Origin of the sequence: Pseudovibrio exalbescens DSM 16456 (genome assembly GCF_000422785.1) — a bacterium.
Lineage (GTDB): Bacteria > Pseudomonadota > Alphaproteobacteria > Rhizobiales > Stappiaceae > Pseudovibrio > Pseudovibrio exalbescens.
The window spans coordinates 22,856-35,089 of record NZ_KE383918.1; the positions used below are offsets into that span (position 1 = coordinate 22,856).

9 protein-coding genes are annotated in these 12,234 nt (G+C 56.9%); 1 reads left to right on the top strand and 8 read right to left on the bottom strand.

From position 1 onward, the window contains the following. Window positions 1-1,131: 1,131 nt before the first annotated feature. From G512_RS21330 to G512_RS0114855, 8 genes are all read right to left on the bottom strand, one after another. A complete protein-coding gene (locus G512_RS21330) occupies window positions 1,132-2,016 on the bottom strand; it encodes a 2-oxo acid dehydrogenase subunit E2 (protein WP_051269412.1) in 885 nt (294 codons plus the stop codon). Between the two features lie 11 nt (window positions 2,017-2,027). Beyond that, window positions 2,028-3,473 carry an NAD-dependent succinate-semialdehyde dehydrogenase gene (locus G512_RS0114825; protein WP_036489867.1) on the bottom strand — a complete coding sequence of 482 codons (1,446 nt, stop codon included), beginning with the start codon at window positions 3,471-3,473 and terminating at the stop codon, window positions 2,028-2,030. A 16-nt stretch (window positions 3,474-3,489) separates the two neighbouring features. Then, a complete protein-coding gene (locus tag G512_RS0114830; RefSeq protein ID WP_028482390.1) occupies window positions 3,490-4,821 on the bottom strand; it encodes a biotin/lipoyl-containing protein in 1,332 nt (443 codons plus the stop codon). After that, window positions 4,811-5,809: an alpha-ketoacid dehydrogenase subunit beta gene (locus G512_RS22835; protein WP_028482391.1), complete on the bottom strand. Its 999-nt coding sequence runs from the start codon at window positions 5,807-5,809 to the stop codon at window positions 4,811-4,813. The genes G512_RS0114830 and G512_RS22835 overlap by 11 nt, the downstream gene beginning before the upstream one ends. A gap of 12 nt (window positions 5,810-5,821) precedes the next feature. Next, entirely contained in the window at window positions 5,822-6,811 is a 990-nt protein-coding gene (locus G512_RS22840) for a thiamine pyrophosphate-dependent dehydrogenase E1 component subunit alpha (RefSeq protein WP_028482392.1), read from the bottom strand. A gap of 65 nt (window positions 6,812-6,876) precedes the next feature. After that, window positions 6,877-8,175, bottom strand: coding sequence for a M24 family metallopeptidase (locus tag G512_RS0114845; RefSeq protein WP_028482393.1), 1,299 nt, complete (start codon window positions 8,173-8,175; stop codon window positions 6,877-6,879). Window positions 8,176-8,274: 99 nt separating this feature from the next. Then, window positions 8,275-9,084 carry an SDR family NAD(P)-dependent oxidoreductase gene (locus G512_RS0114850; RefSeq protein WP_028482394.1) on the bottom strand — a complete coding sequence of 270 codons (810 nt, stop codon included), beginning with the start codon at window positions 9,082-9,084 and terminating at the stop codon, window positions 8,275-8,277. Between the two features lie 12 nt (window positions 9,085-9,096). Beyond that, a complete protein-coding gene (locus tag G512_RS0114855; RefSeq protein WP_228130519.1) occupies window positions 9,097-10,854 on the bottom strand; it encodes an ABC transporter substrate-binding protein in 1,758 nt (585 codons plus the stop codon). Window positions 10,855-11,163: 309 nt separating this feature from the next. Between G512_RS0114855 and G512_RS0114860 the strand changes: the two genes are divergently transcribed. Next, window positions 11,164-12,126 (top strand): sugar ABC transporter substrate-binding protein, encoded by a 963-nt coding sequence (locus G512_RS0114860; RefSeq protein WP_228130520.1) that lies wholly within the window; start codon window positions 11,164-11,166, stop codon window positions 12,124-12,126. The last annotated feature ends 108 nt before the right edge of the window (window positions 12,127-12,234 follow it).

Sequence of the window (12,234 nt, forward strand, 5' to 3'; positions counted from 1 at the left end):
CGCCGGGCAAAGCTCAAACCCCGGCAACGTCAATTCCTTGTTTGAACCCGTATCCGACTGCCTCCACCCACCGATGTCATGCCGGACAACCAGCGCGCAGATCCGGCATCCAGCCACCAGGTCCGGAGAACGTGGCCGCCATTCGACTGGATCCCGCGTCAAGCGCGGGATGACATCTGAGAGCAGTGATGAGAGTGCGGGCCGAGTGGGCAACGCGAATAAACAATGAGGGGCCCGCGTTTTGTGATGGGTCTAGTAGTATTGGCAGCGCGCGCTGGGATTGGAAATAGGCACCAATCGGGCAGGCTACATGCGCTGGAAATACGCGCCGAGGTTTACAAATTAAATGGAAAATCGGGCAGGTGAAGCGATCCTGCAGCGTGAATTGCGACCAATAGAGCTGAATAGGTAGGCACGCGCCAGCCTGACGACCTGGGGCAGTTCCTCGGTGAACCCGTATCCGTCTGCCATCACCCACCGATGTCATGCCGGACATGCGCCGCGCAGATCCGGCATCCAGGGCCACCAAGCCCGGAGAACGTGGCCACCACCCGACTGGATCCCGCGTCAAGCGCGGGAGGACAAATGAGAGCAGTGATGAGAGAGCGGGCGGGGCCGAGTGGCCGAAGCCCCGGCGAGGGCATATATGGCGAGATCAGGCGGGCGGCTGGCAATAAGGCAGGCCGCGCGCCCACCACCACCACCACCTGCATCATGCGGGACACAGATCCGGCATCCAGAGCTACCAAGCCCAGAGAGCCTGGCCACCGCCCGACTGGATCCCGGCTCGGGGGCCGGGATGACAAATGAGGCAACGAGAGGGGGCGGGCGAAAAAAAGCCAGCGCCCAGAAAAAGACATGTGAAAGCGGAACAAGAAACGACACTGTGTCTTAATGAAAGGTCTACAAAGAGCGCCCGTAACCCAGCAGCTGGCAATAAGGAAGGCGGAGCGCCCACTACCACCCGCGTCATGCCGGACAAGCACCGCGCAGATCCGGCATCCTGCCACCAAGCCCGGAGAACGTGGCCGCCACCCGACTGGATCCCGCGTCAAGCGCGGGATGACCCATGAGGCAACGGGAGGGGGTGAGGCCGAGTGGGTTCCCAATAGGGCAAATGCGATTCCTGCATCAGATCAACATACGACGTGGTTCTTCGATCAAGCTGCAATAATGCCGCATGAAACGCGCGGCCTCAGCGCCATTGATGACCCTGTGGTCATAACTGAGATCCAGGGGGGTCATGGGGACTGGCTCCCACTTTTCGTCCTGCCATACTGGTGTCGTCCGAGTTCGGCTTAGACCCAGTATGGCCACCTCGGGTGGATTGACGATTGGTGAGAACCCGGTCCCGCCAATGGCACCGAGGTTGGACACGGAAAGGGACGCCCCGCCCATGTCATCAGTGCGCAGTTTGCGCGCCTGCGCGCGTTGGGCAAGATCTTCGAGATCACTGGCAAGCGCCCAAAGCCCCTTGCGGTCCGCATTGCGTATGACCGGCACCATCAGTCCCCATTGGGTGTCAACTGCCACCCCGATATGTATATAGTTTTTGAAGTGGAGCGTTCGGCCATCTGCGCTGAGGGAGCTGTTGAAGATAGGAAAACGTTTCAAGCACTGGGACATGGCCTTGATGTGAAACACCAGTGATGTGAGTTTCAGCCCGCGTTCTTTAGCTTCGGCCTTCAAACTTGCCCGGAACGCCTCCACCTGACGGGCATCTACTTCATCGTGATGCGTGACCTGAGGGATTACTGTGTTGGCAGCAGACAAATTGGCCGCAGCGGTTTGGGCGATGCGGGACGTTGGCTCGGGTCGCGTTGGACCATAGGCGCTATGGTCCACCTCCCAATACCTGTAGCTTGCAGAGGGCACGGGGTCAGTGGCCGGTGATAGATGATGATCAACATCTTCCTTGGCCAGAGATTTTCGGCCACTGGAGGCTGCGACATGGTCGAGATCAACTCCTTTGCGACCGGCATAGGAGCGAACGGAGGGCGGTGCGGTGTACGTCATGGCCGACCTTTCTACCAACTGGTGGAAATGTACTGGGACTCCATAAACTCATGCAGGCCTTCGTGCCCGCCTTCTCGGCCGAGACCTGACTGTTTCGTGCCCCCAAACGGAGCCGCTGGGTCTGAGACGAGGCCGCGGTTCAGACCAACCATGCCGTAATCCAATTGTTCACAGACGCTCATGCCGCGCTTCATGTCACCGGTAAACACATAGGCGACGAGGCCATACTCCGTATCGTTGGCACGCCGAATGACATCTTCGGTGTCGGAAAAGGTCTGCAACGCGGCAACAGGACCGAAAATCTCATCGTGGACGCAGTCCGCCGTTTCGGGAACATCGCTAAGCACCGTTGGTGGATAAAAGTAACCCGGACCTTTCAGTGGAGCGCCTCCGAGGGCAACACGCGCACCCTTTTCAACAGCGTCAGTCACGAAATGGGCAACCTTGTTGCGCGTATCCGCGTTGACCAGTGGGCCAACGTCAACGGAAGCATCAAGTCCGTTACCCACCTTCAGCTTGCTCATGGCGGAGACGAACCGTTCCGTGAAAGCGGTTGCGATGCGCTCATGGATGTAGAAGCGGTTTGCTGCGGTACAGGCTTCGCCGAGATTGCGCATCTTGGCGAGCATGGCTCCTTCGACCGCTGTGTCCAGATCCGCATCCTCGAATACAATAAGCGGGGCATTGCCGCCCAGTTCCATGGCTGGTTTTAGCACTTGATCAGCGGCAGAGTGCAATAACTTGCGCCCCACTTGAGTGGATCCGGTGAAAGACACGACACGCACCCGCGGATCATGCAGCAGATGATCAACCAATGCGCCGGTGCGGCGGGACGGCAACACATTGATCAAGCCGTCGGGCACACCGGCCTCTTTCAGAAGTGGCATCAAGGCCAACAGGGTGAGCGGTGTTTCGGAGGCAGGCTTGATGATGACCGGACAACCCGCGGCCAGAGCAGGGGCGATCTTGCGCGTCCCCATGGCAGCCGGGTAGTTCCAGGGCGTGACAAGTACTGCAATGCCTGCAGGTTTATGATGAACCAGAATGCGTGCACCAGAGGCGGGAGCTCGGGTTAGCAGACCATCGGCCCGTACGGCTTCCTCGGCAAACCAACGGAAAAACTCGGCTGCGTAAGCGGCTTCGCCCCGCGCATCATTCCCCGCCTTGCCATTTTCAAGGGTGATAAGCCGAGCAAAATCATCCAGTTTCGCCGTCATCAACTCCCATGCTTTGCGCAGAACTTCCGACCGCTCGCGCGGCGTACGTGATGCCCAATCGGCGAAGGCAGCCTGTGCTGCATCCAATGCCGCATCGGCATCAGCAATTTCTGCAGAGGCGACAGATGCGAGAACCTCTTCAGTTGCAGGATTGAAGACATCAAACCTTTCGCCAGAGGCGCCCGGTTGCCATGCGCCGTTGATATAAAGATCCCGGCAAGTCGTTAGATCCAGATCCATTTGTCAAGCCTCCCATTCAAAGCAAATGTCGCAGCGGCGTGGACAGGCGCTCGGCCAAACCCCTCATCAGACTGAGTGCATCCGCGGCTGACAGTTGGGTCGCATTACATTCGAGCGTCAGGGTCAATGTGCCTTCTTTCCGCGTGAGACTAAGTGTCGGTGTGTTCTGCGCCTCCAGTTGGACCGTTACCAGTGCCGTGTCAGTTAGGTCCCGCAGGACAAGATCCGGTGGGTCTTTTGATATGGCGGCGTCTGCGTCGCCGAGGCCCGAAAGATCCGGATCGATATAAGTGTGCGACTGGCTCCCTCGGCTTTCAATCAGTATGGCCAACCTGGCTTCAGAACGAACTGGACGCAAAGCTCCGGCAGCGAAGAACGCAAGAAGCCGGTGTTTGGCAATCGGGTGGCCCAGTTCATCGGACAGCCAGTGGTGGAAGTCTAATAGGGGGGCTTCAGGAAACTCTGCCACCAGCCTATGTGCAGACTGTGGGTCCTGCAGGTTGTGGTGCCTTTGGTCCGGTTTTGCATGCGCTTTGAATTCATCCAGATCCTTGACATGCAAAGGCTGTGAGGCGCCTGCTGCCACTAGGCTTGCCAGATCAAGTCCCCGCTCGTTGGCAAGGCGCTTTGCTTTGGGGGAAGCCAGTATGCGCGCTTCAGATATATCCCCCGCACCAACAGTGGAGAATTGCTCTATGTCGTTCTTGCGGTGAGGTTGCTCCTGTGGGCGTTCCGGTCGCTTGGGCTCAGGTGTTGGCTGTTTGCGGACAGGAGAGGTCAAGACGGCTTCGGGTTTGGCCGCACTGATGAAGGCGATAACGTCGCCCACCGGCACGCTGTCGCCCTCACTGGCGTAAATTGTTGCCAGATATCCTGCTTTTTCAGCGGCAACCTCCATGGTCGCCTTATCGGTTTCCACTTCCAGCAATACATCCTGTGTAGTGACAGGGTCGCCCGGTTTTTTGTGCCACGCAACGATCAAGCCTGTCTCTTGTGCCATTCCCAAGGCGGGCATGATGACATCAGTGCCTTCCATCGGTGCATCAGCGGCTGGCTCGGCCGCGTCTTCCGTAGCCGATCTCGTCGGGTTTGGCGGGCTATCAGTATCTGCGGTTTCGCTGATATGAGCGACAGTGTTGCCAACCGGAACGTTATCGCCAGCCTGTGCCGTAACGTTGGTCAAAAACCCATCCGCCTGCGCCTCGACTTCCATGGTGGCCTTGTCGGTCTCCACTTCCAGAAGGGCTTCCCCGGCTTTGACCGGCTCTCCCGGCTGTTTGAGCCATGAGACGATCAGACCAGAGTCCTGTGCCATGCCCAGAGCGGGCATGATGACCTCATGCGGCATGAACCAACTCCCCTCGGCAGATTTTTCTGGCGTTGGCAACCAAGCCGTCAGCGGTGGGTACCGTCAGGTCTTCCAGTGCCGGCGAAAACGGGACAGGGACATCCATGGCGCCCATGCGAATAACCGGCGCATCAAGGTGGTAGAAGGCTTTTTCGCTAATGCGGGCGGCCAATTCGGCTGTCACGCCATAGCTTTGGTGTCCCTCATCAATCACGATCGCTCGAGACGTCTTGCGTACAGACTCCAGGATGGTGCCCTCATCCAGTGGCACAAGAGTACGCGGATCGACAATCTCCGCCGAAATCCCCTCGGCTGACAGTTTCTCCGCGGCCTCTTCGGCGACTTGAACCATGGAGGACGTCGCGACGAACGTTACGTCCTGACCGATGCGTTTGATGTTTGCCTCACCAAACGGGATGAGGAACTCCTCTTCCGGCACCTCTGCCTTGTCGTTATACATCAACTTGTCTTCAAAGATGACGACAGGGTTGTTGTCCCGGATGGCAGTTTTCATCAGTCCTTTGGCTTCGTAGGCGGAAGAGGGCATGGCAACCTTCAGTCCGGGAATGTGGGCCACCAGCGCCTGAAGTGACTGGCTATGCTGAGCTGCCGAGCGGCGCGTTGCGCCCATGTTGGTACGCAGCACAAGCGGTACGGTCAATTTGCCCCCGGACATATAATGGGTTTTGGCAGCCTGATTGCAGAGCTGGTCCATCACCAGATAGAGAAAGTCTCCAAACATCAGATCAACGATTGGGCGCAGTCCGGTCATGGCAGCACCAACGGCAATGCCCATGAAACCCGGCTCAGAGATGGGCGTGTCGATGACCCGGTCCGTGCCGAATTCCTCAACCAGACCCGAGAGCACTTTGAACGGCGTGCCCGCCTCGGCCACATCTTCACCAAGCAACACGACCGTTGGATCGCGGCGCATTTCCTCGGCAATCGCCTCGTTGACGGCTATTGAGAATGTGATTTCGCGAGTCATGGTAATCCTTTCTCAAGCCGAATTGTCTGCATAAACATGCATGTTGACTTCATGCGCCTCGGGATATTTTGCGGAAAGGGCATAGGTAACAGCAGCCTCTGCGTCTGCCGCAATCTCCTCGTTAAGCGCCACCAATTCATCCGCCGACAGGATTTTTTGATCTTCCAGCCACTTGCCGAAATTCGTGATGGGATCTCGCAGTTTTTTCCATTCCGCTTCCTCATCCTTGGAGCGGTAATAATCCCGGTTGATGTCGCCTACGTGGTGGCCATGATAGCGATAAGTGTTGAGCTCGATAAAGAACGGGCCTTCGCCGTTGCGACAGCGCTCTGCAAGCTGTTGGGCCAGGTTGTTGACCGCCAGAACGTCCTGACCATCCACTTGAAAGGCTTCAATCCCGAATGCCTCTGCGCGGGCGACCAATGAGCCTGCGGCTATCTCGTCGGTCTTGGTGTATTCGCTGTAACCGTTGTTTTCACAAGCATAAATGACTGGCAGCTTCCAAAGTGCGGCCATGTTCATTACCTCATACCAAAGCCCCTGTGCGGTGGCGCCATCGCCGAAAAAACAAACCGTAACTTGCCCATTGCCGAGCCGCTTGGCGGTAAGTGCGGATCCCGTGGCAATGCCCATGGAGCCTCCGACAATGGCATTCGCGCCCAAGTTGCCGTTGCTTTGATCGGCAATGTGCATGGAGCCGCCTTTTCCCCGGCAATACCCCTCTTCCTTGCCGAGAAGCTCGCAAAACATTTCGCGGAAATTGGCCCCCTTGGCGACACAATGTCCATGTCCCCGGTGTGTAGAGGTTATCTTGTCTTCAATGGTCAATGCCTCGCAGATGCCTACGGCAACCGCTTCTTGCCCGGAGTACATGTGGGTCAGACCGGGCATCTTGGCGGACAGATAGAGCCGGTTCGCATTGTCCTCGAAGGCACGAATACGAACCATCTGCTTGTACATGCGAATGTAATCGTCGGTGTTATGTTGGCGCGTCTCGGACACGTAATCCTCCCTCCAGAAACCGCCGCAGTGTATCGGTGCGACGGGTGGTCTTTGTATCGCCGCACTCAGTAGCGATTGGCGATCGGCAGATCCTCGGCCGGGAACAGGCTGATGACTTCGCAGCCCGTATCGGTCACCACGACTTCCTCCTCAATGCGAGCCGCGGAGTAGCCGTCGGCGGCCGGGCAGTAGGTTTCCAGAGCGAAAACCATACCGGTCTTGATTTCCATGGGATGGTCAAGGCTCACCGCACGCGAGATGATGGGCCGCTCATGCAGGGCAAGGCCGAGTCCGTGACCAAACTGTAGCCCGAACGCAGCATCTTCATTCGGGAAGCCGAACTCCTCAGCCTTGGGCCAAACCTCGGCAACCTTGTCCGTGCTGACGCCCGGTTTGATTAAGGCAATGGAGGCATCAATCCATTCGCGAGCCTTGGTGTAGGCGTCGTGCTGGGCGGGGGTTGCACGCCCAATATTGAATGTTCGATAGTAGCACGTGCGGTATCCCTGATAGCTTTGAAGAATGTCGAAGAATGCCTGATCTCCAGGGCGGAAGTAGCGATCCGTAAAGTTGTGGGGGTGTGGGTTGCAGCGCTCGCCCGAGATGGCGTTGATGGCCTCCACGTCGTCAGATCCCATTTCGTAGAGCATCTTGTTCGACAGGGCGACAATGTCGTTTTCTCGCACGCCTGGTTTCAGTTCCTCGTAGATCATGTGATAGACGCCATCGACCATGCTGGCGGCTTGAGTGAGGAGTTGAATTTCGTCCCAGTTCTTGATTTCGCGCGCTGCGAGCATGATCTGCTGGCCGTCGATGACCTTGAGGCCCTCCTCCTGAAGAGCGTGGAACATAGCCGTTTCAGCATAGTCCACTCCCACAGGCATGTCGGCCATGCCGGCATCGCGAATAAGCCCCGCGATCTCCTTGGCGTATTTTCGCATCAAGCCGAACTCGGGGGGGATCGTGCCCCGCATTCCAACTACTCCGGCCCGGCAGTGGTCTGGTTCAAGCCAATCGGAGAATTTCTTGTGGTGCATGGCTGCGGAGCCAAAATCCCACACATAAGGCGAGTCATCACCTGTGAGCAGACAGAACCGACACATCTTGTCGCGCTCCCACTCCCCAATCTTGGTGGCGGACACGTAGCGGATGTTGTTGACGTCAAACAAAAGCAGAGTACCAGCTGGGGACGCTTGCAGCGCTTGGCGTGTTCGTGACAGGCGATACCGACGCAGGCGGTCATGATCGATGCGGCGTTCAAAATCCACCGCCGTGTGGCCCCATGCAGGCAAGCGGCCTTCCCACTGCCAATGGGGTTCCAGATCTGCCGGTTGTAGAACGTTGGGGGTCAGGGCGCGGTTCATGGATACAGTCCTCCCGGGCACTCTCTTTGGCCTAACACCAGTGTGAAGGGGTGCCGTTTAATGTGCTTTCTGCAACTAATGGTGGTGATGCGTCTGCGGTTACTGCATGATCATGCCGCCATCAATCATCAGGAGTTGGCCGGTCATGTAGTCGGACTCGTCGGAGCACAGGAATGCGGCAGTGCCTTTCACATCATCCGGAGTTGAGAGCTGCTTCATCAGGATCATTGTTTGGGCAAGGTGATCCATCGACTGCCCTTCTTTTTCAAACATGCCGATTTCTACAAGATCCTTGTCAAGCTGCTCCCACAGCTCTGTCTTAACAACGCCCGGTCCATAGCCGTTGACGGTAATCTTGTGTTCCCACAATGCTTTGGCGCCACCGATAATCATGGCCAGCGCGCAGTACTTGGAACAAGAGTAGGGAATGACATCCAGAAACGCCGTGCGTGAAACGATCGATCCCACATTGATGATCTTGTAGGGGTGATCCGTCATCGGGCCTTGCTCGATCATTTTCTTTGCAGCCTCCTGCATGCCGAACAGCATGCCCTTGGCATTGATGTTCATGATCATGTCCCAGTTTTCCTCGTCGATATCGAGGAACATCCTGGGCTTGTTCACGCCCGCATTGTTCAGCATGACGTTTATGGACCCGAACTCCTCAGCCGTTGCATTGACAGCGGCTGTGTGATCGGCGCGCTCCGTAACATCCATACGTACCGCGATCGCCTTTCCATTTCCCGCAGCGTTGATGCGTGCGGCGACATCCTTGGCCCCATCGTGATTGATATCCCCCACAGTGACATTGGCGCCCTGTGCGGCGAAGTATTCGGCATTTGCGGCTCCCATACCCTGGGCCGCGCCGGTGATGAGAATGTTCTTTCCATTCAGACGATTGGGGTCCATGTGTCCCTCCCACTACAGTTTCCCCGCCTCCCGCAAACACTGGTCGGCTCGTTTCTGGGCTGCTCTCAAGGCAGCGCGCGATGACTGAACGCCGCGAAGCATGTCGTGACATTCTTCTCCGCAAATGCGGATGATCTCGTTGATTTCCGGAATGGGTGGCCTTGGCCAGAATTGCAGCTCGTCACGCCAGGACATGGCTTCCACGGCCTCAAAAATAGGAGACAAGCGCCGAACTTCAGGGTCTGCACCGACGGAGTAACGCGGATAGGTGCGGCTGCCATGTTCAACGTAAAGCTTTTGTGCTTCCGGTGATGTGAAAACGATCAGCGCTTCTATAGCGGCTTCAAGACGCTCTGGTGCAATGTTCGCTGGAATGCCCAACAGGTAGCCACCCACGGGTGCGATATGTGGCGCGTCGCTTCCCGATGGGTGGGGCAGATAGCCGACGTGACCAAATGCGGCACAACTGGGGTTCTGCTCGTAGTAAGGCGCCAGCAGGGTATACCCATAAGCCATCGCCACCTTGCCATTTGCGAAGGGACGCACGCGCTCATACCACGACATGGACAGGATATCCGGAGGTGAGTACTGCAGCAGGGAAAGCAAATACTCCGCTGCAGCCAATCCTGCCTCACTATCGATTGTTGGTCGGTAGTTTCCATCCGCTAGTTGGGATGCATCATAACCACCGGCTTGTTCCGGGAGATTCAGCAGGGGCTGACCAAAGTCCGCGCAGGTCATCATGAAGGTATGGCCAAGCGCGGTGCCACGGGCGGCATTCCAAGCGATGCCATAGCGCCCACGCGCAGGATCGTGCAGTTCTTCTGCAATCCGCAGTACCGCATCTGTCGTTTGAGGGGGCTCCAGCCCGGCCTTGGCCAGCAAGTCCTTGCGATAAAGCAAGAGTTCCGGTGTTGTTTGTGAAGGGACGCCATATGGACGGCCGCCCCAATGGGCCGCCTGCCACCCGGCTGTATGGAAGTCGCTGGGATTGAGCCGCTCCACATCCAGTATCTGGTCGAGTGGTAACAGATAGCCATTTTCCGCAAACTCACCCACCCACGGCAGGTCCAGCGCGATCAGATCGTACCGACTGGTGGGGCGCTGCGCGTTTTTCACTGCCTCCTCATGAAGCCGGTCGATGGAGAACGCACGTTGTTGGATGGCGCATCCGACCACTTGCTCGAATTGGCGCTTCAGCCCGTGCATCACCATGAAGGTGGGGTCTCCATGCACCAGAATGCGCAGTCCACCTGAGAGCTTGAGGGGTTCCAGCAGAACTTGTGGGGGTTGTATTGTTTGCGCATCCCGATAAGAGCCACCGAAATAGTAATCGCGAGTGCCGGCGCGGCGGGCATCTGGTGTGCCGAAAGTATGTGTAGCTATTCGCCGAACGCGGCTGCTGAACGTCGTCCACGCATCCAGCATCGCGGCGCTTGGGTGCAGGGAGTAGCTTTTCCCCGACGCTGTTCGAGGGCGCTGTTCGATCAGGCCTGCTTCGATCATTTCTCTCATGCGCCGTGTGGCTGTGGCATAGGGCACACCCGACGCGCCGATCAGCGATGTCGGCGTCACCACCTTTGCTTCAAGATGTCTTCGAACCAGATAACTCGACATTTTGAAATAGGGGTTCGGGGCGGACATCTCCAACAAGCCGTCGACCTCATCTTCAAAACTCTCCAGAAAGGATAGGATCTGGATAATTTCGGACTTGGCTTGAGGTGTCAGATGTGTGGCCTTCGGAACCAGCTCTCCCTTGTGTTGGTTCATCACGCCACTCCAGAATACAGTGCGGGCTGAACCATGTTTCAAATCCCTCGATTTGGACTTTTTATGAGTCGACATAAGGACTACCCCGTAAAAGTGAGCTACCCACTTGCTTTTCAAAACATCCAAAAAAACCATATTGGATATTGTATTATCCATTATGGATACTTTTGAGGGCGCGGCAAATCGCTGGGGAAGGCAGGGTTTTTACTGACACTCAGTATGGGTGCAAGCCCGCATGCAGGTGCTGCTGCGGCAACTGATCGACCTGAGGGACGTAGCTGCGCTCCTCTGGGAGTCTTGGGAGGGAAAATGATGACAAGTAAGTTTCGTCGCGTTCTTGCGACAGGTGTTGCCAGTGCTTGCCTGTTTGCAGGCGCGGCTTACGCCGACACCATGAAAATCGGCATCACGCAGAACAACGTGGGCGTTGATAGCTATCAAACGACCTACGAACGCGCATTCATTGCCGCTGCCGAAGCCAATCCGGATGTTGAAACCGTTGTCCTTGATGCAGGGGGCGACGTTGCTCGTCAGATCGCCCAGATGGAAGACCTGATCCAGCAGGAAGTCGACGCCATCATCATCTGGCCAACCAATGGTGAAGCGGTAATCCCGGCGGTGCGCAAGGCGCATAATGCAGACATTCCGGTAATCGTGACCAACTCCAACATTGCTGAACAAGGCTTTGACTTCATCAAGTCGTTCTCTGGCCCGGACAACATCACGCAGGGTTCACGCGCGGCGGAAATCATGTGCGACAAGTTCAAGGACATGGGCATCGACGGTGAAGCTCAGATCGTTCAGATTTCGGGCCAGCCCGGCTATACGACAGCCATTGAACGCGCCAAAGGGTTCGAAGATCGCCTGCCGGAAGTCTGCCCCGATGTCACGCTCGTGGAAACGCAGCCTGGCGATTGGAACCGCGAAAAGTCGCAGAGAGTGATGGAAGCGTTTCTCGTCAAATATGATGATATCGACGGTGTCTATTCTGGCGATGACAATATGGGCGTTGGCGCATTGAATGCCGCAAAGGCCGCAGGGCGAGACGGGATCATATTCGTCGGTGCAACCAACTTTGCGGTTGGCTACGAGGCCATGGAGCGTGGTGAATACTGGGGCTCCATTTATCAGTCTCCGGTCGACGATGCGGAAGCTGCGCTTCAGACCGCCATTGATGTTCTCAATGGTGAAGATGTGCCATTCCTGAATTACTTCGATACGCCGAAGATCACACATGACAACATGGCCGAGTTCAGCAAACCTGTATTCTGATTGGTCAAGCAGGCGCGGAGCAATACACTCCGCGCCTGCTTACGCGATATTTGCAATCATGAAACTGAGAAATGGCAAAACCCGACATCCGGGCTGGCCATGTAAGAA